This window comes from Plantactinospora sp. CA-294935, from assembly GCF_050936445.1.
Classification (GTDB): domain Bacteria; phylum Actinomycetota; class Actinomycetes; order Mycobacteriales; family Micromonosporaceae; genus Plantactinospora.
The window spans coordinates 3,040,273-3,066,141 of record NZ_JBNJMU010000001.1; the positions used below are offsets into that span (position 1 = coordinate 3,040,273).

Annotated in this window: 15 protein-coding genes; 9 read left to right on the forward strand and 6 right to left on the reverse strand. The window is 72.8% G+C overall.

Features of this window, described 5'->3' with window-relative positions:
- Positions 1-125 precede the first annotated feature (125 nt).
- From ACQEVC_RS13590 to eccCa, 3 genes are all read right to left on the reverse strand, one after another.
- Positions 126-1,529, reverse strand: a complete 1,404-nt coding sequence (locus tag ACQEVC_RS13590) for a hypothetical protein (protein ID WP_432876873.1) — start codon at positions 1,527-1,529, stop codon at positions 126-128.
- A 12-nt stretch (positions 1,530-1,541) separates the two neighbouring features.
- The gene (locus tag ACQEVC_RS13595; RefSeq protein ID WP_432876875.1) at positions 1,542-1,946 is read right to left on the reverse strand and encodes a hypothetical protein; all 405 of its coding nucleotides are present in this window, start codon (positions 1,944-1,946) and stop codon (positions 1,542-1,544) included.
- Positions 1,947-2,050: 104 nt separating this feature from the next.
- Complete coding sequence (gene eccCa / locus ACQEVC_RS13600; protein WP_432876878.1) at positions 2,051-6,115, reverse strand: type VII secretion protein EccCa; 4,065 nt, start codon at positions 6,113-6,115, stop codon at positions 2,051-2,053.
- A gap of 91 nt (positions 6,116-6,206) precedes the next feature.
- Between eccCa and eccD the strand changes: the two genes are divergently transcribed.
- From eccD to ACQEVC_RS13620, 4 genes are all read left to right on the forward strand, one after another.
- The gene (gene eccD, locus ACQEVC_RS13605; protein WP_432876881.1) at positions 6,207-7,604 is read left to right on the forward strand and encodes a type VII secretion integral membrane protein EccD; all 1,398 of its coding nucleotides are present in this window, start codon (positions 6,207-6,209) and stop codon (positions 7,602-7,604) included.
- 88 nt (positions 7,605-7,692) lie between these two features.
- Positions 7,693-9,081, forward strand: a complete 1,389-nt coding sequence (gene eccB / locus ACQEVC_RS13610; protein ID WP_432876885.1) for a type VII secretion protein EccB — start codon at positions 7,693-7,695, stop codon at positions 9,079-9,081.
- A 72-nt stretch (positions 9,082-9,153) separates the two neighbouring features.
- Positions 9,154-9,537 (forward strand): WXG100 family type VII secretion target, encoded by a 384-nt coding sequence (locus ACQEVC_RS13615; RefSeq protein ID WP_432876888.1) that lies wholly within the window; start codon positions 9,154-9,156, stop codon positions 9,535-9,537.
- Positions 9,538-9,551: 14 nt separating this feature from the next.
- Entirely contained in the window at positions 9,552-9,848 is a 297-nt protein-coding gene (locus ACQEVC_RS13620; RefSeq protein WP_346258346.1) for a WXG100 family type VII secretion target, read from the forward strand.
- Positions 9,849-10,102: 254 nt separating this feature from the next.
- Here ACQEVC_RS13620 and ACQEVC_RS13625 read toward each other — a convergent pair whose 3' ends face one another.
- A complete protein-coding gene (locus ACQEVC_RS13625; RefSeq protein WP_432876893.1) occupies positions 10,103-10,855 on the reverse strand; it encodes an SUKH-3 domain-containing protein in 753 nt (250 codons plus the stop codon).
- On the reverse strand, positions 10,816-11,934 hold the full coding sequence (locus tag ACQEVC_RS13630; RefSeq protein WP_432876896.1) for a S8 family serine peptidase: 1,119 nt from the start codon (positions 11,932-11,934) through the stop codon (positions 10,816-10,818). Before ACQEVC_RS13630 ends, ACQEVC_RS13625 begins: the two co-directional genes overlap by 40 nt.
- Positions 11,935-11,981: 47 nt before the next feature.
- On the opposite strand from ACQEVC_RS13630, the gene ACQEVC_RS13635 reads away from it, so the two are divergent.
- The 5 genes from ACQEVC_RS13635 to ACQEVC_RS13655 are packed head-to-tail and all read left to right on the forward strand — an operon-like array spanning position 11,982 to position 24,139.
- Entirely contained in the window at positions 11,982-12,392 is a 411-nt protein-coding gene (locus ACQEVC_RS13635) for a YbaB/EbfC family nucleoid-associated protein (RefSeq protein ID WP_432876899.1), read from the forward strand.
- Positions 12,389-12,733: a hypothetical protein gene (locus ACQEVC_RS13640; RefSeq protein ID WP_432876902.1), complete on the forward strand. Its 345-nt coding sequence runs from the start codon at positions 12,389-12,391 to the stop codon at positions 12,731-12,733. Before ACQEVC_RS13635 ends, ACQEVC_RS13640 begins: the two co-directional genes overlap by 4 nt.
- Positions 12,714-22,211 carry a toxin glutamine deamidase domain-containing protein gene (locus tag ACQEVC_RS13645; protein ID WP_432876905.1) on the forward strand — a complete coding sequence of 3,166 codons (9,498 nt, stop codon included), beginning with the start codon at positions 12,714-12,716 and terminating at the stop codon, positions 22,209-22,211. The genes ACQEVC_RS13640 and ACQEVC_RS13645 overlap by 20 nt, the downstream gene beginning before the upstream one ends.
- Before the next feature lies 1 nt (position 22,212).
- A complete protein-coding gene (locus tag ACQEVC_RS13650) occupies positions 22,213-23,715 on the forward strand; it encodes a hypothetical protein (protein WP_432876908.1) in 1,503 nt (500 codons plus the stop codon).
- A gap of 1 nt (position 23,716) precedes the next feature.
- Positions 23,717-24,139 carry a hypothetical protein gene (locus tag ACQEVC_RS13655; protein WP_432876911.1) on the forward strand — a complete coding sequence of 141 codons (423 nt, stop codon included), beginning with the start codon at positions 23,717-23,719 and terminating at the stop codon, positions 24,137-24,139.
- 27 nt (positions 24,140-24,166) lie between these two features.
- Here ACQEVC_RS13655 and ACQEVC_RS13660 read toward each other — a convergent pair whose 3' ends face one another.
- Positions 24,167-25,840, reverse strand: a complete 1,674-nt coding sequence (locus ACQEVC_RS13660) for a right-handed parallel beta-helix repeat-containing protein (protein ID WP_432876914.1) — start codon at positions 25,838-25,840, stop codon at positions 24,167-24,169.
- Between the last annotated feature and the right edge of the window lie 29 nt (positions 25,841-25,869).

Consider the following 25,869-nt stretch of genomic DNA (forward strand, 5'->3'; position numbering starts at 1 on the left):
CCGGTTCCCCACAGGCAGGGCAGATGATCACAGGCACCAGATGCTCACCGTTTCAGACATTCGGGTTCGGTCAGTAGGGCCGTACGCCCGACAGGTCATCGCGTTCTCGGCAGAGCGGATCAGAATCACGCGCCGTAAGTCACCGCCGACTGCCGCTCGGTTTCCTGCTGCCGTGGCGGCGGCGCCTTCTTCTTGTCCACCTGACGACCGCTGATCGACTGGGGCGCGGCGACGGGTTCCTGGCCGACGACGCGAGGCGCGCCACCGCTTCGCGCGGTACGCCGGGTCTGGCGGCCGGACAGTGCGCCAGCATTCCCGCCTCCGGGGGCGACCGGCGGGATCATCGGCGGGATCATCGGGGCGCCGCCACCGGCAGGGGTGCCGACCGGGGGGCGGGCCGCGCCGAGAAGGCCGCCTCCGCCGCCCTCGGTGCCAGCGAGCCGCCCGAGCAGGTCATTCGAGGCGGTGGGTACACCCGCCCCGCCCCGCCCCGCGCCGACGCCACCCAGGCCGCCTCCGCCGCCGTCCGAACCGAGGCCGCTGGAACCGAGGCCGCTTGAACCGCGACCACCGGAACCACCGCCGACGCCACCGGGCACGAACGGGACGATGGGCACGCCACCCGGTACGCCCCCGGGTACCCCGCCCGGCAGCGTCGGTGGCGGCGTTACGTCGGAGCCCGGCGATTGGCCCGGCGCGGGCGGCTCGCCGACCTGCGGTACGTCGGTCTGCGGCGCTGAGACCTGCTGCTGGTTGGGCGGCTGGCTGACGTTGTTCTCCTGTGGACCGGTCTGCGGGTTGCCGTTCTGGCGGGGATCGGCAACCGGCTCGTCCGTGCGAATCAGCTGGTGCAGCGGTCCCGGCGGAGGATTGACCGGCTGCTGCTCGTTCTGACCGGTGGTGCCGTTCGGGGCGCCGTTCGGGGCGCCGTTCGGAGGGCCGGTGCCGGGCGGGTCGGGAGTACCGTTCGGACCCAGGTTGGGGGTGGGAACCGTGCGTTGGACGTCGCGTAGCCCGACGTAGGGCCCGGGAGATTTCCAGGGGGTCAACGCGCTGATCTCGGCGGCTGCCTGGGTGGCCACCGTCCGGGCCAGCTCGTTGTACTTGTTGACGATCTGGCCCTCCAACGCCCCGGACATGTCGTGGAAGGGAATCCGTTCCTTGTCCGCCTGGAGTTGGTCCAACTCCTGCTGGCGCTGCGCCTTGAGGCGCTCAAGCTCGCCCTGTGCCCAGCTGACCGCCATGCCGACCAGTTCGATGTGGTCGCCGCGGACGGGGGCCTCGGACCCCCACCGGGTCATCCGGTCGACCGCCTGGCCGGCGCTGTCGGTGAACGCGCTGGCAGCCCTGCTCTTCCAACTCCCGGCAAGGCTCCGGGTCTCGTCGGCCAGCGTCTTTCCGCCGTTACTGATCGCCGCGCCGATCGCACGCCAGCGCCCGGCGTGTTCGTTGAGGCTCCCGACGTTGACCGACATGAAGATGCTCAGAATCTTGTCGAGATCGTACTGTTCCCAGTTCGTAGCGGCCATGATCGCCGACCGTCAGGCAGCCGTGGCGTTTCGCGAAGCGGACCCCGCCTGCTCGGTGGCCTTCATCGCGTCGCGGACGTCCTGCAACGAGAGCCGGGCCTGGTCGTCGCCCCAACCGTACTTGTTGAAACTGACGATCGCGGCGCTGCCGTACGACATCAGGCCGTTCGCGGCGTCGGCCGTGAACCGGTTTGCTTCCACCGTGTCGTCGGTGATCTTTTTGGCGAATTCCACCATCTCGACGAACTCCGGAGCCGGTACCTCGAAGCTGGAGTTCCCGGCCTTGATCACCTCGGCGCTGAACGCGTTGGCCGCGTTCCACATCTTCTCGCCAAAGGTCTTGAGGTGCTCCGTCTCGACGTCGAGGTCGAGGCCGGCGGGAGCGCCGGCAGCCTCCTGGTTGTCAGTGGCAGCCATCTCTGTCCTCCTCGTCGCGGGCACAGCGTGGCAATGATCAGCGATCCTAATCGGATATCGCCAACCGTGGCAGACCCATGTATCCGATCGTCCGGTGAGGATCGTCAGTCCACGTCGAGCCATCCGAACTGGATCAGCCGGGCACCGTCCCGCCGGGTGGACAACCAGCCGCGGCCGGGAGGCAGCGGACCGGGCCGGCGTACGCCGCTGAGCAGCGGCCCCTCCACCGGATCGCAGGACATGAGAATGCCCGGTGAGCCAAGGTCCCGGATCCGGGCGAGCAGCGGGTCGTAGAAGGCCCGGCTCGCGCCGCCGCTGCGCCGCGCCACCACCACGTGCAGCCCGACCTCCCTCGACTGCGGCAGCAACTCGTGGAGTACGCCGAGCGGGTTCCGGTCTCCGGCCACCAGGTCGTAGTCGTCCACCAGGACGTACAGTTCCGGGCCGCTCCACCAGTCCCGGGCGCGCAACCGCTCCGGAGTGATCTCCGGCCCCGGGAGTCGTTCCCGGAGCGCGCCGGCCGCGTCGCGGAGCAGTTCGGTTGCCTGGTTGACCGAGCTGCCGTAGCCGAGGAGGTGTTCCTCGGGAAGCGCGCCGAGCAGGCCGCGCCGGTAGTCGATCGCGATGATCCGGGCCTGCCCGGGCGTCTGCCGGTCGGCGACCGCCCGGGCCAGCATGCGCAGGAACGACGACTTGCCGCACTCGACGTCGCCGATCAGGAAGCAGTGTGGGTCGGCGTTCAGGTCCAGGTGGACCGGGCCGAGGTCGAGCTCGGCGAGGCCGACCGCCGGCCCTGGTCCGTCGGTCGCGGCGGGCAGCAGCTCGTACGGGACCATCGGCGGGAGCAGCCGTACCCGGGGCGCCGGGTCACCGGTCCAGCCGTCGCGGACCTTGACGACCAGCTCGGTCAGTGCCGGCGGCAGGTCTGCCACGTCGGAGCCACCGTCCAGCCGAGGCAGTGCGGCCAGGAACTGGTGCCGGCCTGGCGTGATGCCCCGGCCGGGCGCGTGCACCGGAACGTTGGCCGCCGCCCGCCGGTCGATGCTGGAGTCGGACGGATCGCCCAGCCGCAGTTCCAGACGGGTGCCGAAGGCGTCCCGCAGCGCCGACCGGAGGTCGAGCCAGCGTCCGGCCGTCGCGGCGATGTGCACGCCGTACGACAGGCCGCGGCCGGCCAGCGCGATGATCCGTTCGGCCAGGTCCTCGAACTCGTCCCGGACCGTGACCCAGCCGTCCACCACGAGGAAGACGTCGCCGAACCGCTCTTCGGGCAGCTCACCGGCGGCCCGCATCCGCCGGAAGGTGGCGATCGAGTCGATGCCGCGTTCGGTGAAGAGCTGCTCGCGGGTGGCGACGATGGTCTCCACCTCCGCGATCGTCCGCCGGATCTGGTTGGCGTCCCGGCGGGCCGCGACCCCGCCGACGTGCGGCAGGTCCCGGACGGAGGCGAGCACGCCGCCGCCGAAGTCCAGGCAGTAGATCTGCACCTCGCGCGGGGTGTGGGTGAGGGCGAGGCTGACGATCAGCGTACGCAGCAGGCTGCTCTTGCCCGACTGTGGCGCGCCCACCACGATGACGTGGCCGCCGGCGCCGGACAGGTCCAGCCGGAGTGGGTCGCGCCGCTGCTCGAACGGGCGGTCCACCACGCCGACCAGCACCCGCAGCGGTTCCGGCTCCTCGCCGTCCAGCAACTCGCCGAGGCTCGGCGGAGTGGACAGCGGTGGTAGCCACACCTGGTGCGCCGGTACACCCCGACCGGTCAGCCGCCCGGTGAGGATCTCCAGCAGCGTCTCGTCGCCCGGCTCGACCTCGACCCCGTCCGGCTCGACCCCGTCCGGCTCGACCTCGACCGGCTCGTTCGGCCCGGTCAGCTTCGCGGCCCGGGCGGTTACCGAAGCCCCGGTGGTATCCGTACCGGTCCGGCCGGCGCCGGTACCCCCACCGGCCACGGAGACCGCGCCGGCAGCGCCGGAATCCTCGCCGGTAGTGCCGGCGAGGTCGTCCGGCGCGACGTATCCGGAGGTGTAGACCTGGACCCGGTCGTCGCCACCGGCCGGCTCGGCCGCGCCCGCCCGGCGGTACGCGCCCGAAACGTACGCGGCGCGGAACCGGACCAGCGCCTCGGTGCCGAACTTCAGGAAGCCGTGCCCCGGGGCGCGGGGCAGTTCGTAGGCGTCGTTGACGCCGAGCACCGTGCGGCTCTCCACCGGTGAGAAGGTCCGCAACCCGACCCGGTACGACAGGTGCGTGTCGAGGCCGCGCAGCCGGCCCTCCTCCAGGCGCTGGCTGGCCAGTAGCAGGTGGACGCCGAGTGACCGGCCGAGTCGTCCTATCTGGACGAACATGTCGATGAAGTCCGGCTTGGCGGAGAGCAGCTCGCTGAACTCGTCACAGACCACGACGAGGGTCGGCAGCGGTGCCAGCGGTACGCCGGCCGCCCGGGCCCGCTCGTAGTCACGCTGCGACACGTAGTTGCCGGAGCGGCGCAGCAACTCCTGACGGCGGATCAGCTCACCGTTGATGGCGTCGGTCATCCGGTCGACCAGCGGCAGCTCGTCGGCGAGGTTCGTGATCACGGCGCTGGTGTGCGGCAGCCGGTCCAGGGTGGCGAAGGTGGCGCCGCCCTTGAAGTCGATCAGCACGAAGTTGAGCGTTTCCGGGGAGTTCTGCACCGCCAGCGCCAGTACCAGGGTGCGGAGCAGTTCCGACTTGCCGGAGCCGGTCGCGCCGATCAGCAGGCCGTGCGGGCCCATCCCGTCCTGGGCGGACTCCTTCAGGTCCAGCTCCACCTTGGCGCCGTCCGGCCCGATCCCGATCGGCACCCGCAGCCGCTCGCGGTGCGGCCGGGGCGCCCAGCCGAGCGCGGCGTCGTACTCGTACGGGTCGCCGAGCCCGAGCAGCTCGGCCAGGCCGTGCTCGGCGTTCATCGCCCGGTCCTGCCCGCCGCCGCCGGACAGCCGTAGCGGCGCGAGTTGCCGCGCCAGCGACTCCGCGGCGACCAGGCTGAACGCGTCCGCCCGGCCCAGCCGCTGCCCGCCCGCGTAGGTGGTCGCCCGGAGGTCCCCGTCGGCGCCGACGTCGAAGACGACGGTGGCCCGGTCGAGGTTGCGGGGCGGCTCGCCGCTGAGGTCGAGCACGGTGGCACCTTCGACGCCGCCGTCGATCAGCAGGTGGTCCGAGCCGGCCGGGTCGCCATCGTCGATCACGACGAGCAGGTGTGCCCCGTCGAACTGCGCCTCGGCGGCCGTCGGGTCGAATCTCGGCCGATCCGCGACCAGGTCCTCCAGCATCGCCTCCAGGGCGACGACGGAGGGTGCGATCAGGCGTACCGGACCGAGCGCGTCGGTCGACGTGGGGTGCAGGGTGTGCGGCAGCCATTTCGCCCACTCCCACTGGGCCCGCGCCGAACGACCGACGCAGGCCGCGACGACGAGGTCCTCCGGGGCGTGCCAGACGGCGGCCTGGGCGATGAGTGCCCGGACCAGCGCCCGTACCCGGCGCCGGTCGCCGCGCAGATAGACCCGGGCGAACCCGCCCAGGGCCAGCACCGTCGGCAGCTCCGGCACCTGCCGGTACGCCTCGACGAAGCGGTGTACCGCCAGCGCGCTCACCGGCTCGGCCTTCTCCGCCGGCACCGGTGGCGGTACGACGAGCGTGGCGGCGAGGTCGCGTGGCCCGAGCCCGATCCGGACCTGTCCGAAGTCGGCGTCGGAGTATCGCCGTTCCCACAGCCGGGCGCTGTCCACAAGCGACCACAGCGCGTCCGGATCGGGGTGGGCGTAGTATTCGGCGGCCCGCTGCCGCTGGATCGTCTGCCGTACGGCGCGCCGTTGCTGGTTCAGCTCGAAGAGGTATTCGCGCCGCTGCTCCTGCATCTCCTGCTTGCTCGCCCCGCCGGAGAAGGAGGCGAACTGCACCGCGACGATGCCGAGCATCGAGACCCCGAACAGCGCGCCGGTCAACCACCGGAACGGGTTGTTGCCACTGCCCCCGGCGAACATCAGCGCGATGGCCGCGGCACCCGCGAGCATGGGCAGCATGATGAGCAGCCGGCTCCACGAGCGCCCGCCCGGAGTGGGTATCTCCGGCACCGGCTCCAGGGCCACCTCGCCCTGCGGGTAGGGCGGAGCCAACCGACGCGCGGGCCGCTTGCGTACTACTGTGCCCATGCAGACGCTCCCACCCGGGCATCGTAGGGGATACGGGGTCACGGCGAGGGCGTCCAGTCCAGATTGCCGACAGGCCGTTGAGAGGCTGCTTATGGCGACGCCGACCACGATCGGTCTCACCCGCATCGTCCTGATGACGCCGAGGCGACGCGTGGACATGGCGCTACCGGACCACCTGCCGCTGACGTACCTGCAACCGGCGTTGCTCCGGCACGGTGGCGACGGGCTCGCCGAGGACGGCGTACCGCGTGGCGGCTGGGTGGTCCGGCGGCTCGACGGGAGTGTGCTGGAGCCGGTGCAGTCGCTGTCCGGGCTGGGCATCCGGGACGGCGACGTACTGCTGCTCGCCCCGCGTGACCAGCACTGGCCGGAGCCCGGTTACGACGACCTCGCCGGCGGCGTGGCGGAGACGGCGGCGCGCCAGGGCCGGGTGTGGGGCGGCACCTCGACGTACCACGCCGGCCTGGTCACCGTCGCCGCGGTCCTCGGCGGCGCGGTCCTGCTGCTCCTGCTGGCCGGGCCGCCCCTGGTCCGTGCGGGCCAGGTGGCGCTGGCGGTCGCCGCGGTGCTGGTCGGTGCGGGCGCGGCGGTCGCCCGGTGGCGCCGGGAACCCGGCCTGGCCACCCTGCTCGGGGTGTACGCCATGGTCTACGCGGGTGTGGGAGGCGCCCTGCTGCCCGGCCCTGCCGACCTCGGTGCCGTGCTGCATGCCTGGCCGCTGCTCGTCGGATCCGCCGGGCTGATGCTGGCCGCCTCCCTCGCCCTGGCCGGGCTCGACGTGCACCGGCCGGTCTTCCACACGGGTCTCACGATCGGGCTGCTCGGCGCGATCTGGGCGCTGGTCGCCACCGAGGTAGGCCCGGTCGCCGCGGCCGCCGGGCTGGCCGGCGCGCTGGTTCTGCTGGCCCCGCTGCTGCCTCGACTCGCCACGGCACACGGCGGCCTGCCGAGCCCGGAGGTGCCTCGGCCGGGGGAGGACGTCTCGAAGGTCGCGTCCCTCCCGTCGCTGGCCAGGCTGACCGTGCTGGTCCGGCGGGCGGACGAGTTGCTGACCGGGGTGCTGGCCGGGAGTTGCGTGATTCTGCTGCTCTGCGTGGGGGTGCTTGCCCGGGCCGCCGACGTCAGCGCGTCGCTGCTGGCCGTCCTGGTGGTATTGATCTGCGCCCTCCGGATGCGCACCTTCGCGGCGGTACGTCACCGGGTGCCGCCCGGCTTCACCGCGCTGCTCGGCGCGCTGCTGCTGGTCGGTGCCGGCTGGCTGGCGATGGACACCACGACCCGAGTCGACCTGATCGTTCCGGTACTGGCCGGGATGCTCGCGGTCGCAGCCGGGGCGTACGGGGTGGCCGCCGCCGCGGCCCGCCGTCCGCTCCCGCCCAACCTGGGCCGGATCGGCGACATCGTCGAGATCGTCTGCGTGGTCGTCGCCCCCCTGCTCGCCTGTGCGGTGCTGGGTCTGTTCGGCCTCGCCCGGGGGCTGTTCGGTTGAACCGCATCCACCGGAGGAGAGCGACGCCGGCAACGTCAGCCCGGGCAGCGATGCTGGCAGTGTCGGGTGCGGCAGCGGGGGCGGTCTCATGCTGACCCGTCGCGATCTGATCCACTCCCGACAGTTCCTACGTGGACGGCTCACCGCCGCCCTGCTCGCGCAGAAGCCCGATCCGCTGGACTGGCCTGGTCGGCGGTTGGCCGGGGCCTCGCTGGCGGCGGTGATGGTCACGGTGATCGCGCTCGCGGCGGTCGGCGTCTACGGCAAGTTCTTTCCCAGCGGCAACAGGCGCTGGCAGGCCTGCGACGCGGTGGTCATCGAGCGGGAGACCGGCACGAAGTACTACTGCCGCCCCGACCTGCGCACCCTGTACCCGGTGGCGAACTACGCCTCGGCCCGCCTGCTGCTGGACCGGCCGAAGGATCCGTACCTGGTCGCCCGGGCCTCGCTGACCTGGCCGAAGGGCCCCCGGGTGGGCATCGTCGGAGCCCCGGACAACCTGCCGGATCCGAAGAAGCTGCGCACCGACCCGTGGTCGATTTGCGGCGTGACTGCCCGGGACGCCGTCGGCTATCCGGTGCCACTCACCTACGTGTACGCGGGATGGCGGCCGGGCGGCGGGGACGGGCTCGGTTCGGCCGCGGTGTTGGTGGTGGACCCGAGTGGCGCCCGGCACCTGATCTGGCACGGCCGGCGGCACGCCATCCGGGACGACGCCATCGTCACCGACGCGCTGCGGGTCGCCCCGGCCCAGGCGCATCCGGTGACGCTCGCCTGGCTCGATGTGCTGCCCGCCGGCGCACCGCTGGGCGCCATAAAGGTCGCCAGCCGGGGCCGGGAGAGTAGCTGGCGCAAGGGCACCAAGGTCGGCGAGGTGCTGGTCGACCCGGCGACCCAGCAGCACTACGTGGTCAAGCCGAACAGCGTCGACCGGGTCACCGAGCTACAGGCCCGGATCCTGCTGGCCGACCCCGGCTATCCGGGTACGGCGGGTCCGACCCCGGTCGGCGGCACCCCGCTGACGGTCGACGGGAATCTGCCGACCGGTGGCATCCTGCCCGCCGAGCCCACCCCGACGGTCGTACCGGTCGTGTCGGGCACCGGGGTGTGCGTGCGGATCGGTGACGCCGGGGACGGACGCGTCGTCACGGTCGGCGTACCGGTCACCGGGGACCTCGACGCCGCCGCCCGGCCTCCCGCCACCGCCGCCGGGGTCCCGCTGGCCGACCACGTCGCGGTGGAACCGGGCCGGGGTGTGGTGGTACTGGCCAAGCCGGCGCCGCAGGCGACCGGAGGTACCTGGTTCCTCGTGACCGATCACGGAATCGCCTATCCCGTGCCGAGCCCGGAGGTGCTGGGCCAGCTCGGATACCAGCCGGAACGGGCCATCCCGCTGCCCACCGGGCTGATGGCCCGGGTGCCGCACGGCCCGGTGTTGGAGCCGACGGCGGCGGTCCGGGCGATTCCGCCGGGATAGTACGTCGCGATCATCCACAGTACTCTGACCCCAACTCGTCGGCCCGACGGGTTTCCAGTGGAGGGAGCGGCCGTGGCAGGTGGCACTGAGGAACTGGTACAGAACTACATCGAGGAAATGCGGGAGACCGCTGGTCAGGTGCGGACCCAGGCCACCCTGATCGAAAGCGAGGTCAAGGGCGCCATCCAGTCCGGCACCAGCCAGATGCCCGACGACTGGATGGGCGCCGGCGGTGCCATGTTCGGCGAGGTGAACGCCGGCTACCAGCAGCAGCTCAACCGGATCAAGGTGGCCCTGGACGGGCTCGCCGAGCTGCTGAACCGGGTCGCCGAAAAGCACGAGTTCACCGACTCGCAGATCCGGGCCTCGATGGTCGACCTCGGCGAGGGCATCCCCGGCACCGGCGGGACCGGTGTCGACACGTCCAGCGGTGTCTACGCCGCCCTGCGGGCCTGATTCGGAGGACTGTCATGCAGATTCGTATGGTCGGCGCGACGATGACCACCGGCGCGGCCGCTTACGGCCAAGCCATGGAGAACATGAACCAGCGCCTCACCTCGATCGAGAAGCACATCGAGTCGCTGATGGGGACCTGGCGGGGCAGCTCGGTGCAGGAGTACGAGCTGCTCCGCGCCGAGTGGCGCGACGCCGCCCGCGCCCTGGTCGAGATGGGCGGCCAGATCCAGGGAAAGATCAGCGGGTCGCACGCGCTCATGTCGGACGCGGAGAGCGAACTCGTCTCGATGATGCGGGCGCACCACATGTAGTGAGCCTTTCCACCTCCCCTGTGGTCCGGTGGATCGCAAGGTCGGTGCGGTGCGTGAGCGTCGCGCGTTCAGGTGGAAAGAGGTCCGATGACCGGTCGGGTCCGGGGAGGGGCGGCGCCGCGCCGTCCTCTCCCCAGACCAGGCAGGTGTTCAGCGCCTGTTCACTGAACCTTTTTCAACCTGAACCGCGCAGCGCTCGCACACCGCGTCCGACCTCGCCCTCCGACGGACCGCAAGGGGAGGTTGAAAAAGGTTCACTCGTCCTCCCGGCGGACCAGCCGGACGAGGGCGTCGTCGACGGTGGGGGCGTACGGCGCGTCGCCCGAGTGTTCGCGCCGGTGCACCGCGCCCGACTCGTCGACGACCAGCATCCGGCCGTCGCCGACCGCGATCTGCCACACCCGCATGCCGAGCCGGTCCGCGAGGTCGGGATGTGCCGCCGGGACGTGGTCGTCGGGGGTCGGGGTGAACCGGTACCCGGCGATGGTCAGGCCGCCGAAGTCGGCGGCCACCGCACGGGCCACCGGGAAGAGGACGGCATCGTCGATCTGATGCCGGCGGCACCAGGTCCGAAGCAGCGCCGCGCCGTCGCGCCCCGGTACCCAGCCAGCCAGTCGCAGCATCGTCCGGACGTCCTCGGGAAACCGCGTCGAGCCCGCGCGGTAGGCCAGGTAGAGCCGGATAACCTCGTCGATCGGCAGGGATGGCCAGCAGGACCAGTGTCCGGTGTCCCGGTCCAGCACACCTCGGGCGGCGCCGACCCGTGGTGGCGGCTGGCCGGCGTCGCCCAACGGCGTACCGGCACCGGGGGGTGTGGCAGCGGAGTCGGTCGGCGGCGGTCCCGGTGCGGTGGGCGGCCGGTCCCACACCACGTAGCCGGCCTCGAACTCGCGGAAGCCGGGATCCTCGCTACCCAGCTCGCGGCGGGCCCATTCCCGGGCCAACCGCGACGCCTCGGCCCGGTCGATCATCTGCCACCCGCCGTACGCCAGCGGGATCGCAGCCACAGCAGGGTCAGCACCAGCACCGCCCCGGCGCCGAGCAGTGCCGCCCAGGGACCGGCCCGGGCCGGCCAGGGCGACCCGGGGCGATCGGGCTGGCGCAGGTCCATCACCACCTGCGGTACCGGTGTCGGTGAGGCGAGCATGTCGCGCAGGGCGCGGTACGGGTCCACCGCCCCCGGCCCGTTCGCGATCGGGGTCGCCGTGTTCGTCAACCGGGCCCGGACCTCGTCCACAGTGGCTTTCGGGAGCGCCGCCCGGACCAGGGCGGCGGTGGCGCTCACCACGGGTGCGGCGGCGTCGGTCCCGGACCAGACGATGTGCCCGGCGCGGGGCGCCGCCGCGAGCACCTCGTCGCCGGGCGCCACCAGGTCCATCGTGGTGCTGATCCCGGCGACGTTGCCCGCCTCGTCCAGGGCGCCGACGGCGATGACCCCGGGGTACGCCGCCGGATATGACGTCGGGCTGGTCCGCGCGTCGCCCGTCGCCGCGACCACCACGACGCCCCGACGCAGCGCGTGCGCGACCGCGGCGCGGAGCCCGGAGTGGTTCTTCGGCACGGCGAGCGAGACGTTGACGACCCGGGCCCCGTGATCCGCCGCCCACCTGATGCCCTCCGCCAGGTGCGCCGGGTCCACGTCGCGGTCGAGGACCGTACGGGCACAGTCACTGACCCGGACCGGCAGGATCCGTACGCCCGGGGCGAGGCCCAGCAGCGCAACGTTCGGCATCGGCCTGGCGGCGATGATGCTGGCCACCGCCGTGCCGTGCCCGGTGTGGTCGACGGTGGCGCCGGCCCGGTCCCGGATCACGTCGTATCCGGCCAGCACCCTGCCGGCGAGCTGTGGATGCGTCACGTTCACCCCGGTGTCGACCACCGCGACGGTGATTCCCGCGCCGGTGTGCGGTGCGAGCCGGTCAGCGGCCAGCCAGTGGTGCGACCAGGTCGGTTCGCGGGCGACCGTCGAGGTGGCGTTCGCCGCGGTGGGGCAGCCGAGCGAGGTGGCCGGCGCCGCGGCCGCCGGCACCGCCGGAAGCACGGCCAGTACGCCGGCCACGGCGGCGATCGCGGAATGGCTGACCATGCCTCTGAGGGTAGCGGCTGGTGATCGAGGTCCAGTACCGTTGCGCCATGACTGTGGACGGTGAGCAGGTCGCCGAGCTGCGGGCTCGCGCCGAGCGACTCACCGCCCAGTTCCGTCAGGTCAGTTCGGCGCTCGACGAGGTCTCCGCCCGGGTCCGGGCGGTGGCGGTGACGGCCACCTCCGCGGACGGTTCGATCACTGCCACGGTCGGTCCGGAAGGCCGGTTGCAGCGGCTCGATCTCGGCCCGGAGGTCCTCGACTACGGCGACGCCCGCCGGTTGGCCGAGGAGATCGAGGCGACGATCGCGGTGGCGGCGGAGGAGGCGCAGCGTCAGGTCTTCGACGCCTGCCGCCCCTACGTGTCGGAGGAGTCCATGGCGGCCTATCGCAACCACGACTTCGACGAGGCGATCAGGCGGATGGTCGAGCGGCTGCCCGAGGAGGGGTCGATTCGATGACACAGCCCGGCGACGCGGGATACGTGGCACACGTACCAGATCCGGACGGTGCGGTCAGCGCCGCCGGGCGGCTCGCCGGGGCGGGTGAGCGACTGAGGGCCACGATGGCCAGCGCGGTCGCCGCGGTGAACGGGGTGGGCGACCCGTGGGGCAACGACGAGGTCGGGCAGACGTACCGGACGAGTTTCGCCGCCGCCGACGAGTTGAAGACGGCGCTGGGCCGGGTCGGCGAGTCGGTGACCGGGTTCGGCACCTTCGCGTTGACCAGTGTGGACACTCTTATCGAGACGGACCTGCGGACCAAGAGACTTCTCGGCGGGAATGACGCTCGGTCCGCCTGACTGGGGTGAGCCCTGGCAGCAGGTCTGGGATCTGCTGGTCTGGGTCTCCACGGGCGGCTCGGCCTGGCCGGAGGCGGACGAGGACCGGATCCGACAACTGGCCCAGGCCTGGCGGGACGCCGGTGCGAGCCTCAACCAGGCTCTCGTCGAGGCGAGCACCGAGCGGAACGCACTGGCGGAGTCCTGGGGTGGCCCGTCCGGCCTGGCCTTCCAGGCCGAGTTCAGCAAGGTCGTCGACCAGGCGTTGCCGAAGTTCGCCCAACTGGCCCAGCAGGTCGCGCAGGAGGCTGACCAGGCCGCGTTGGACATCGAGTACGAGAAGCTGACGGTCCTGATCGCCGTCATCACCTGCTGCCTAGAGATCTTCGCGATCATCGTGCTGTCGTTCTTCACCTTCGGCGCGGCGCTCGCTGCCGCGGCCGGACCGATCGGCATCGCCCGGATGGCCATCGCCGCGGCGTTGCGCATGCTGTTGAGCCGGGCCGCCGGCTCGTTGGGGCGGCTGGCGCTGCGCGAGGCGGTGCTCGAAGGGCTACAGGAGTTGGCGACCGATCTGACCGCGCAGGGGATCCAGGCCGGCATGGGGAACCGGTCCGACTGGGACGCCGACAGGACGCTGTGGTCGGCGGGAGCCGGTGCCGGGGCGGGTGCGCTAGCTGCCGGGACCGGCCCGCTCGCCAACATCCTGGGCCGCCGTACCCCGGACAATCCGCTCGGCTCGGCGATCCGTACCGGGATCGACGGCATCCACGAGGCCGGCGTGGAGACCGTGACGAACGCGACCGTGAACGGGCTGCGCACCGGTGACTGGAGCATCGACACGGACGGCTTCGCCAACTCCGCGCTCGCCGAGGGGGTCCGGGGACGGATCAGCGAGGGCCGGGACGACGCGCTGGAGCGGCTCGGGCAGCAGATTCCGGTGCTGCCCACGCCTACGCCCGTAACCGCGCCGGTGGCGCCAACCGGCCTGTCGCCGGCCGCGACGCCGACGACCGGCCCGGCACCGGAGCGCGATTCCGGCGGAACGGGGGCCGGTCCGGTCGGAGGCACGGCCCCGCCGGGCACTTCGGGTACGGGCCAGTCGGGCAGCCCACCCGGCACGGGGCAGCCGAGGTCCCCGTCCCCAGCACAGCCGGGCCCCTCGGGCACCGATCCGTCTCGACCGTCCGGGCCGGATCCGTCTCGACCGTCCGGGCCGGATCCGTCCGGCCTGCCGGGCTCGGAGCGGCCGGGTCAACCGGGCGTGCCGGACTCGGGCCAACCCGTCCCGGGGCAGCCGGGCGGTTCCGGGCCGGGACAGCCGGGCGGTTCCGGGCCGGGGCAGCCGGATGCCTCCGGCGTCGGCGGAGCCGGGCGGCCCGCCGCCCCGGAGCCGTCGGGACCGCCACCACCGCCACCCGATCCGGTCCCACCGGACCGTTCCGCCGAGCGAGTCGATCAGGGCCGCCCACACCAGCCGGCCCCGTCGGCCGGGCCGGGAGCCGGCTCCAGCACACCCACGTCCGGCTCCACCGGTACGGGGCACGGCGGGCTCACCGGCCCGGTCGGCTCCACACCGCCGGTCGCCACGTCCGGTTACCTCCCCCCGGCCGGTGTCGCGCCGGCTGCGGTGCACCCCACCGGGATCGCGGCACACGCCGGCAACCCCGGTGGGCACGTACCCACCGCCGGAAGCCCCAGCCTGCCGGGTTCGGGCGGCCCGGCCGGGGCGGGCCCGTCCTCCGGCGCGGGAACCCAGGGCGCCGGTACCACCGGATCCGCTCCCGGCCCGGCCACGACGGGGTCGGCAGCGGTTTCCCCACCCACGGGCCCGGCGAGCGGCAGCCCGTCCAGCGGCAGTCTGTCCAGCGGTGGCCCGTCGAGCAGCACCAGTCCGGGCGGCGGCAGTCCGGGCGGCGGCAGTCCGGGCGGCAGCGGACCGGTGGGCGGGCACAGCGGGACGTCGATGGCGCCGGCCGGCGCGGACGGCCGGCCGATCGGCGCGTCCGACCAGAGTTCTGCGGGGACCGGGTTCGGGCTGGCCGGGGTGGCCGCCGTACTGCGCCCAGCCGACCAGTCCGGGAGTCGTCGTGCGGGCGTGCCGAGCACCGACGGCCCGACCCGGCCGCGCCCCGGGGCCACGCAGAGTCCGGGTACCGGTGACGACGACCTCGATCCGGCCTCCGCCTGGGACGAGCGGGAGCTGAGCGGCCGGATCCCGGTCGACGAGCAGCGGAGCCCGGTGCTCCACCCGGATCCCCGGCACCCGTCACGCTGGGTCGGCTACCTGAACGACGGTGGCCCGGCCCGGCCCGGCCGGGCCACCAACTGCACCGACACGGTCCGCGCGTTCCTCTCCACCTGGTACGGCCGACCGAGCGTGGCCGGCGCGCTCAACCAGGACCTGTCGCGCGGCGTGCCGGATGGCACCGCCCGGATCCAACGATGGCTCGGCGCCGACTTCGTCCAGCAGGGCGCGGGAGCCGCCGGACTCGACGCCGTCGGGTCGCAGTTGCTGATCCAGGGCCACGGCGCGGCAGCGGTGATCATCAGTCAGTGGACCGACGGCGGCTCGCACATGTGGGTGGCGGTCAACCACACCGGCACCGTCGTCTGGGTCGAGCCGCAAACCGGCCGGATCTCCGACGAGATGCCGCTCTATCAGGGACAGACCGACCAGGTGTGGGCGTTGCCGCTGGACGCCAACGGCGAGCCGGTGTCGCCGTACCCGGACGGGGAGCTGGCGGCGCCGGCCCGCCCGGAACAGCCGGCGGTCGACCTCGCCGCGCTGGCGGCCCGGACCATCGACCGCGACGACGCCGCAGCCCGGGTACTGGTCCGGCTGATGGGGCGCTGGGCGGAGGGGATCACGCAGATCACCGCCGGAACGGGGTTCGCGGCGGCCATTCCCGACGACCAACGGCAACGGCTGGTCGAGGCCCTGGTCGACCACCGGCGTCGGCTGTACAAGTCGCTCCCGGCCGAACTGGGCGTACGGCTCTTCGGGGTGGGCAGCAGCAACCCGGACAGCGACATCGACCTGGAGGTACGTGGCCCGGACGCCGGTCGGCGGCTGCTCGCCGCGGAGCAGCACCTGACGAGGGTGGATCCACAGTGGCGTAGCCACTACCGGATGGGCGTACTGGTGCACAGCGAGCGGGTCGCGGGCAGCGTCGACGCGCTGGACCGGGCCCCGCCGGAACGCGCGGCGACGCTGCGACAGGAGCTGTTCCGGACGGCCGAGACGCTGGTCCTCGCCCGGCGGCTGCGCTTCGCGTCCGGCCCGGCGGAACGCGCGGCTCTGTTGACCGGCCTGTCGACCGACCTTCAGGAACAGGTACGGCAGCTCGCCGACTCCTCGGAAACCGAGCTCACGCGGCTGCGCACCCGGGCCCTGTACGAGGCCGACCGTCACCACCAGGCGGCGGTCGCCGCGAGCGATCCGTCGACCCGGGCGCGGCACCTGGTGGGGGCCGCCCGGGAACAGCTCGTCGCGGACTACGCCGACGACGAGGCGTACGTCTCCGTCGGTGGGAAGCGCCGGTTCGCCTTCGGCGCCCAGCTGGAACGGATCACCGAGCGGCGCCAGGCGGTGCTGGACCAGCTGATGCAGATCGCGCACGTCTTCCACGAGTCGTCCGGCGGCATCGACTCGCTGCGCAGGTACGAGACGTGGAAGTACGTCCTGCGGGTCGGCGACGTCCTCGACAGCAGCACCGCCCCGGGGTCCTGGCGGCACTTCGCGATCAGCGCCCGGGTAAAACTCCCGGACGGCCGGTACGGCGTCGATCTGGTTCCCGACGAGCTGCTGTCCGCCAGGTACGCCGAGTTCACCGCAGCGGTACGGCGGTACGCCGACTCGCTCCGCTCACCCCTGCCCGGCCGGCTCCCGAACCCGAACCTGCTGCTTGTCCCGCAGCCCGATACCGGGACGAGCGGCGACGGACCACCCGCCCGGCCGGACACCGAGCGGCCGGCCGTCCAGCCCGGCGGGGAACGGTCCGACGGGGAACGGTCCGACGGGGAACGGTCCGACGGGGAACGGTCCGACGGTGCCGGGCCGGCTCAGCCGGCCCGGCGGCGCCCGCCGGAGGTGCCGGGCCGGCAGCCCGGTCCGGGTGGTCCGGCACGACTGGTCGGGGGTGCCGAGGCGGTCCGGGCGGTGCGGGCCAACCTGCGTGCGATCCCGGCGGGGTTCGATCTGACGGGCGAGCGCCGGCACCGCCGGTGCGCCGACGCGCTGCGCCCCGAACCGGGCGTGGTCAAGATTGTCCTGCGTGGCCAGCGTGGCGGGGAGGTGGGCGTAGGCGATGTCCGGATGCTCGGAGGCGACTTCGTCCACGCGGTGACGGAGCTGGTCCAGTCCGGCGATCTGGACCTCGGTACCGACCGGGTCGTGCTGGTGGGAAGCTACTCCGGGCTGGCTCCCCAGGGTCGGCGCTCGCTTGCCTCCATGCTTGCCAGACGCCTGCTCGACCTGGGCCGGCGACACGAGGTGACCGGCGCCGACGCGAAGGTGTGGTCCTTCCTGGACGGTACTGCGGTGGTGGCCGAGCCAGATCCCCGCGACTCCAGCCAGCCGAAGCATCCACCGGACGGAGCCTGGCGCACCTTCGCACCGTCCGGCTTGCGGATCGGCTCCTCCCGCTCCGCCAGCCGCCCGACAGCGGCGCCCACCGGTCCGACGCCCACCGGTCCGACGGCCACCGGTCCGACGGCTACCGGTCCGACGCCCACCGGTCCGACGCCCACCGGTCCGACCCCCACGACTGGTCCGGCCGCCGCCGGCCCGAGCGCGGCCGCCGCCGGCCCGCCCGCCCGGCCGCTGCTGCCGCCGGACCTGCGCGACCACCGCCATCTCAGCGGCGATCTGTCGGGGACCTACCGGACTGACGACCGGCGACTGCACCGGTACGACGACCGGCCGTACACCTACCGCGACGACGAGACCGGCCGGCTGCACCACGAGCGGGACTCCGCCGGCACGTACCGGGACGAGGTCAGCTTCGCACTGAGGTCGGCGCGTACCGACGAGGTGGTTCGCGATCCGCTCCTCGCGCGGAGCCGGCCGGTCCCGCACCGGGCCGTCGCCGGTCCGCCGGGCCCGGCTCGTAGCCGTCCGGCCCGCGAGGTGGTACCGATGCTGGCGTTGCAGGGGATGCGGCTCGAACACCTCCGGCGGGGCAGGCTCAACCCGTTGATGACCGATCTGGGCATCGCGGACCTGAGTCAGCTTGCCGAGCCGAACGTCACGGCGACCTTCGCCGAGCTGCTCGCCCGGCCCGCCAACCCGCCGTCCCCAGCCCAGATGACGGAGCTGGCGGCGGTGGTCCGGCAACACCACCGGCTGGAGTCGGCGGTGCGACAAGCCCGCGCCGAGGCACCCCAGGCGGTGGCCCGGCGGATTCTCGCCGAGGACTTCGGCATCGACGGGAGCGCCGAGCTGACCGGTGGCCGTACCGGCCCACGCCCGCCGGGGGCGTTCGCGGTGGCCGGGTTCGATCCGGACAATCAGCGCCTGGTGGTGCTGGAGACCGGGCGGACCAGCGGCAGCCGCCACCTGCTACAGGACGGCAGTATCGCCGAACGGGGTACCCCGGCCTACGTCCGGGACGTCCTGGAGACCAGCCGGGAGCTGCACGAGCACCTGCGCCAGCATCCGGAGCTGCTCGACGCGCTACACCGGGCGCTGGCCCGTGGCGAGCTGACCGTGCAGGCGTACCGGGTCGAGGTGGACGTACCAGGTCATCAGCAGGTGTCGGTCCGGAGCACCCCGCTCGACCTGTCCGGGCTCGACCTGACGGGCGTGGCCGACCGGTTGCCGGCCAGGTCGTCAGCGGTGGACCCCGGACTCGGTCATCGGTTGCAGACGGCGGCCCAGCAGGTCGCCGGCCGGCTGACCGGTGCCCCCGGGATCCAGCACGTGGCGGTGCCCGACCCACAGGTGGTCGAGATCCGGCCACAGACCGGCGCGCCGTACCGGCTGAACCTGCGTACGGCACCGCACGGCCCGGGTGAGGAGGCGTTCGCGCTGCACGTCGGTCCGGACCGGGAGCACGACATCGAGTTCTTCCACGACCAGCTCGACGGCCTGGACCAGGCGAGCTTGAACCGGGTGTTGGCCGGGACGCTCCTGTACGCCCACACCAGGGTCATCGGGGCCGCGTCGGCAGGCGAGACGCACGCCCTGGTCGACCAGCCGGTCTCGGTCCGCCGGCTGCGGCTGACCGATCAGGACGCCGCGATCCTCGGCACATTCGAGGCGATGGCAGTACTGCTGCCGACGACGACCGGAGCCGAACGGACCAGGCTCCGGGCCGAGATCCGCGACTTCATCCAGCGGTACGGGCTGCGGGACGGTTTCCCGGGTGGCGACGAGCGCGTCGAGTTGGCGCGGGAGCGCCTCTCCACGTCGGCGTACCGTCTGCTCACCGAGGAACGGACCTGGACGCTCGACCCGGATCCGGCCGTGGCGGTCGCCCGGAAGGCCCTCTCAGGGACGCTGTTCGACCCCACGGTCGCGCTGATCACGCCGGTGCCGGCCGGACGGGGAAAGGTGTTCCGGGTGCTTCCGGCCGGCTGGGCCAAGCCAGGCCGGGTGGCGTTCACGGTCGAGCTGCGCTCCGGCGCCGTCCCGAACGGGCGGGGGATCGAGATCCGCAACACGGCCGAGAACCGGCATTTCGACCTGGTGGTCGATCCGGCCCTGCTCGACCATTCCGCCGGCGCGGCGCCGGCCTTGGCGCCGACCTGGGCACAATTCCGCAACCAACTGCGTGCGGTCATCCAGAAGAAGATCGCGGAGCAGGCCGCCCGGCCGCCCGAGGTGTCGCGGCGCTGGCGGGACCGGGTCATCGCGAGCGCACCCGCCGCCACCGGCGCGGCCACCATGGCCGCGGTCGCCGCCGCCCTCGGGGTGCCCGCGCTCGCGGTGAAGGGTGCCGTGGTGGCCGGTGCGGAGATGATCACGCAGGGCGGCGTCAACCGGCGGAGCAAGCTCGACAAGGCCGAGCGGGAGCAGGATCGGCGGCTGGCCCTGCGGACCGATCGGACCGGAATCGAGGACGGCGGGCTACAACGCCTGGTCGATCGCGGTTTCGTCGAGGCCGCCGAGTTGGCGAGGGGTACGGCGGGCAGGCCGGACCTGGTCGTCCCCGGGCCGCCCACCCCGGCGCCCCCGCCCGCGCCGTCATCGTCGCCCGCGATCGACGATGACGATGCCAGGGCACTCCGTCGCCGGGTGCGCGTGGCGATCGAGCAGATCGACCAGGACCGCAAGAAGAAGCCGGTCGAGCACCTGCTCCGGGCACGACACCTCGGCGAGGACCGGTACCGGCTGAGGATCAAGGGTGAGGGGAACGACGCGCGGGTACGGGTCGAGGTAGCCGACACCGCCGACCGGACCAAGATCGAGGTGAAGTTCGACGATCCCGCCATCACGTTCCGGGTTCCTCCGGACCTCGCCCGGTCCAGTCCGGACGACGTCGAGCAGGCCGTTCGGGCGGCGTTGAAGGAGGTGGCCGGACGCCAGGAGAAGGTGAGCCTGGCCGCGCCCGAGGTTGTCGGCCACCTGGAGAAGGGCGCCACCTCCACCGGAACCGGCGTACTGCCCAGTGTGCCGGTCGGGAACCTGGCGCTGAGCCACCTCGGGGAGGTACTCGGCGAATCGGCCGTCGCCCGGTCGATTGTCCAGGTCTTCGCCGACCGGGCCGCCGGCCGACGCGACGAGGTGCTGCGTGACCTGCGGGAACGGCACGACAGCGCCTACAGTACGCGGCTACCGGGTGGACAGCGGCGGCCGATGGCCAACCAGATTGTGGCGCTGGCCCGCGGTGGCGAATCGATCGCCCAGGCAATCGAGTCTGAACTCGCCGGGACTGCCCCCGCGACCACCGGGTCCGCGACCACCGGGACTGCCCCCGCGACCACCGGGACTGCCCCCGCGACCACCGGGTCCGCGACCACCGGGTCCGCGACCACCGGGTCCGCGACCACCGGGTCCGCGACCACCGGGTCCGCGACCGGCGGGTCCGCGACCGGCGGGGCGGGGCCCACGCCGGCCGGCACGGAGCAGGCCATCGATGCCGCCGCGCGGGCCATCCAGCGGGTCAACCGACGACACCGGCACCGCTTCGAGCGCGACCACGACGCGGAGCGCGACCCCGGCACCCGGGTGTTCCGGTCGGACCGGATCGGGATCAAGCGCGACGTGTCGCTCACCCTGACCTTCGGCACCGTCGAAGGCAACCGGACGGTCGTCCCGACGGCCCGTCGGCTGAAGCGCGGCCGTTTCGAGTTCACCGTCAATGTCGACGCCGCTCCGGACGAGATCCAGCGGACGATCGAGCATGTCTGCGACAACATTCTCTTCGACCGGGAGCATCCACTGCCACGCAAGCGTCGGCTGCTGGAGGACTACCTGCCCACCGGGGTCGGGCTGGCCGGCGCGGCGGCGATCGCCGCGTTGAGCGGACCGCTGTGGGGGCTGATGACCGGCGTCGGCGCGGTCGCGCACCTCGGGCAGCGGTGGAGCGCCCGCTTCCACCAGATACGGGTGAACGACATCGCGCTGCGGAAGGCGTTCGACACCGAGGAGGACGACGTGTGCCCGGCGGACCTGCGCCGGTCGCTCGACGAGCAGCACGCGGCGGTGCAGGGGCTGGAACAGCGGGTACGACAGCTGGAGGAGCGACTCGCCCAGGATCCTCGTACGGCTGCCCAGGTGGTGACGATGCGCGGCCAGTTGGGAGCGGTGCCGGAGCCCGACCTGCTCGCCGAGGTCGCCCGGGAGGTGGCGGCGGCACGTCAACTGCCGCGCGGCGGGCGCATCGAGCCGGTCGCGGGGGCCGAGCACACCTTCCGATTCCTCTTCCGAGGCGCCAAGGGGCGGCCGGAGAGCCTGACGTTCGAACTGGGCACCGGCCAGACCGACGGCGGGACGCTGATGGCGTACAGGGTGAACTCGGACGTCGCCCACATGCTGCGGGTCGACCCGACCGGCACACCGGGCGAGATCGTGGCCGGTGTGCACGCCTGGCTCCGCCAGGAGGTCGACCGGCTCAGCGCGATGCCGGTGGGGCTGCCGGGCGGGCGCAGCCGGTGGACGAAGTTCGGCGCGGACGCCACCGGTCAGAGCATCGGCACCGCTGCGAGCATCGTGGTCGGCGCGACGACCTCCAACCCTGCGGTCACGATCGGCCAGGTGTTGAGCTTCAGCGGGGCGAAGGAGGCCAGCAACATCTCCTTCGACAGCAACGAGGCCGTCCTGGCCCAGACCCGGACGGAACTGCGCAAGCGCTTCTTCGGCACCGCCCCGGAGGAGCAGTTGGCGGTCTTCACCTTCGACACCGAGCACCTGAGGAGGCGGACGGTGTCGATCTTCCACCGACTGCAGCAGTTGGAGCGGATCAGTGAGACGCTGCCCGAGCCGGAACGGCCGGCGCCGTTCCAGGACGGTCCGGTGACGCTGCCGGACCGGCCGGTACTGTTTGGTGACTGAGATGACCGAGGCACACCCGATGGCGGAGACAGCCGGCCGGCCCGAGGCACGCACTCTGGCCGAGGCGTACGCCTTCGTCGAGCTGAGCCTGCCGCCCGGCGAAGAGTGGGTGGATTTCGCCCGGTTCACCAGCCTGCACCGCTCCGGTGACACCTACCTGCTCCGCTTCGACGGTCCCTACCAGGGCAGGCAGCACACCATCGACGTGGTCGTACCGGTGCCCGACGCCAGCGCGTGGGACGAGTCGCGGTTGTCGTACGGCGAGGGGCGGTCGACCCTGATCGACGCCGGTCAGTGGTGCCTGTTGGAGCTGTCCAGCGCCGAGTTGGCCCGCGCCGGGCTGGCCCAGCTCGACAACGCGCCGCCGGACGACGAGACGTACCGGGCGATCCACGGCGCCTGGGACGCAGCCCGGGCGGCGGCGGACGAGGTGGCGAAGTTTCTGCCGTCACCGCCAGACGGATCACCACCCTCGTCCGTCGACGGACCGCCGGAGGACGACGTGGTGCCGGCGACGGCGTGCTGGACCAGGTTGGGGCAGCGGCTCCGGGTCGACCGGCCGGAGCTGTTCCGCCGGGCCCGGCTCGACGCGGCCCGGGCTGACTACCAGCGCCGGCTGGCCGACTTCGTGAGCCGCTACGCCCTGCCCGACCCGCTGGCGGAGCCACCGGGACCGGTAACCCGCCAGAACCCGCCCGGGCCGGTGGACGGTCTGCCGCCCGGGCCGGTGCCTACAGTGGAGGCGACCGGTCCGGTGCCGGCCGGAGCACCGGCAGCGGAGGCCGCGATTCCGGTGCGTACCTTCGCCGAGGCACACCTCTATCTCGACCTGCACCCGTGCGTGTGCGGGTCTGCGCTCTTCCCCCGGGGCCAGCTCGACGTTGTTCGGAGCGACGACGAGGAACTGCTGGTCCGCTACGCGGGACCGTGTGACGGATGTGGCCGGCACCGCGAGTTCGTTCTGCGGTTGCCCCAGCGGCCGGGTGTGCCGCCGGAGTCGCCGTACCAGTTCAGCTACCCGGAAGACGGGCCGTCCGAGGCGATCGACGCCGGACAGTGGCTGGGCGTCGCCGAGGGTTACCGGATGCTGCTGGACAGCCTCGGCATCCCACCCAGCTCGGACGAGCCGGACGAGCGGGATGAGCGAGGTGAGCGGGATGAGCGGGACGAGCCGGACGAGCGAGGCGAGCGGGATGAGCGGGATGAGCCGGGCGCGGACCGGTCCGGTCCCGGCTCCGGCGCCCGCGACGAGGCCGATCCATCCTGGCCAGTGGACCAGGAGGAGATCGTACGGCTGCTCGTCGGCGCCGCGAGCGCAATCGACGAGGCGTTGAGGTTTCTCCCGTCCGGCGCCGCGGCCGTCCCGGCCAGCGCGATCTGGACGGCGGACGGGCGGGAGCACCACCAACGGCGGCCGGATCAGTTCGTCCGGGACCGGCTGACCGCCGAACGCGACCGGCACCGGCGGCGGCTGGCCGACTTCCTGGCCCGTTATGGTCGTTGACATGCCGCCGCTCGCGCACAGCTCGCCCGCCGACGACGAGCCGCGATTCGCCGCCGTCCGGTTCGACCGGGACCGGGCGGGCCGGCCGGTGCCGCCGGCGCGGCGACTGGAGTACGCCGAACGGGCGGCGGTGGTCGCGTACCTCCGGGAGTCGCCCGTCGTGGTCGCGAACTGGGGCTACGATCCGGACCCGCTCGATCCGGAGCACACCGAGCTGGTGCCGGCGCACCTGCACACCGACGGCCGCTGGGTATGGTCGGAGTCGCTGGCCTACTTCGCCGAGCGGTACGGCGTGCCGCCCGAGCCCGAACTCCTCGCGCACATCGAGGAACGGCGCTACGAGTGGCCGGCCGAGGTGGACGACGAGATCCTGGACCGGATCGGTCGGCTGCTGCGCGACGGCCGTACGCCCCGGTCCGGCTGAACCCGCGCGGAGTCGGCGGCGGCCGGGTCAGGCCGGCTGGATGACCAGGGCGAGGTCTTCCAGGGTGATGAGTTGCAGTTCCTCGGCGTTCGGCACCCGCCGCAACTGGCGCAGCCGCTGGGCCTGCGCCTTGCGCATGCCCTCGAAGAGCTTGCGCGCGTCCCGGGCGTTGCCGAAGTCCTTGTCCTTGCGGACCGTCTGGAAGTGCGACCGGGCCGCGACCACGACATCCGGGGCCAGCGCGTACTCGTGGTTCTCGGCCATCCTGGTGAGGATTTCGGCGAGTTCGACGGCGGTGTAGTTCTCGAACTCGATCGTCCGGCTGAACCGCGAGGCGAGCCCGGGATTGGCGGCCAGGAAGCCGAGCATCTCGTCGGTGTAGCCGGCGACGATCACCACGATCTCGTGGCGGTGGTCCTCCATCAGTTTGACCAGCGTGTCGATCGCTTCTTGCCCGAAGTCACCGCCGGAACCGAAGGAGCGGGAGAGCGTGTACGCCTCGTCGATGAAGAGTACGCCGCCCAGCGCCGCCTCGAACGCGGCCGAGGTCTTCTCGGCGGTGTGGCCCAGGTACTGGCCGACCAGGTCCCGGCGGCTGACCTCGCGGAACCCGCCCTTCGGCAGTACGCCGAGCGCGGCGAGGAGCTGGCCGTAGATGCGGGCGACGGTGGTCTTGCCGGTGCCGGGCGCACCGGCGAAGATCAGGTGGTTGCTGCTCGGCGTGACGGAGAGCCCGCCACTGCGCCGCCACTCGTTGACCTGGATCTCGTCGATGATCGCCCGCACCTCGGCCTTGACCCCGGGCAGTCCCACCAGCCGGTCCAGTTCGCCGGTGAGTTCCTCGATCCGCCGGGGATCGCTTCGGGTCGTCGGGGCCTCGCCCGCGCCGACCGAGCGGGGCAGGCCGCGTTCGCTGGTGGTCACCTGGGCGGTCGCGCCCGGGCTGAGCTGGATGCCGGGGGCGGCGGTCCGTTCGGTGTGACAGTCTTCGATCAGTCCACCGCAGCCGGGACCGACCGTGATGCCGAGGCCCCGGACATCGTGCACGCGGCAGCGGCGCAGCGTCGGTGAACTCTCCTGGGCGACCGCGATGCCCAGCCCGGAACTGGCCACCTCGCAGTTCTCCAGCAGCGGGCGGGAGTAGTCGTAGACGTAGATGCCGCGGTAGCCGCACTCGGCGACCGTACAGTTGCGGATGGTCGGGTCGGCGGAGCGGATGAGCAGGCCGTCCTCCACCACGTTGGTGATCTCGCAGCCGACCGCCGTGCCGGCGCAGGTGTCCCAGAGGATGCCCCGTTGCGCGCCGGTGACGCGTACCCGGGTGAACTCGAACTCGCTGCGCGGACCGACCTGGATCGCGACCGCCCGACCGGCGGAGACCTCGGTGTCGACCACCCGGACCATACCGCCGAAGACTGCCAGGGCGGGGGCGTCTGCCGAGGCGAGGACGAGTTCGCGCAGCTCGACGGTGGCGTCCCGGCACTCCACGACGGGCTCGTCGGCCCGGCGGGCGCGGATGGTCACCGACCCGGGCTCACCGGTGACGCCGATGACCACGTTCGCCCGCTCGATGCGCAGGTGCTCCAGATATTCCCCGGGGGTCACCAGGATCGTGGCGCCGTCCGGCGCCCCGTCGAGTGCGTCCGCGATGGTGGGGTACGCGTCAGACTGGGTGGCCGAGACGAGCAGGGTGTGCGTCATCGCTCCGTGGGGGGATCAGGAACCGGACG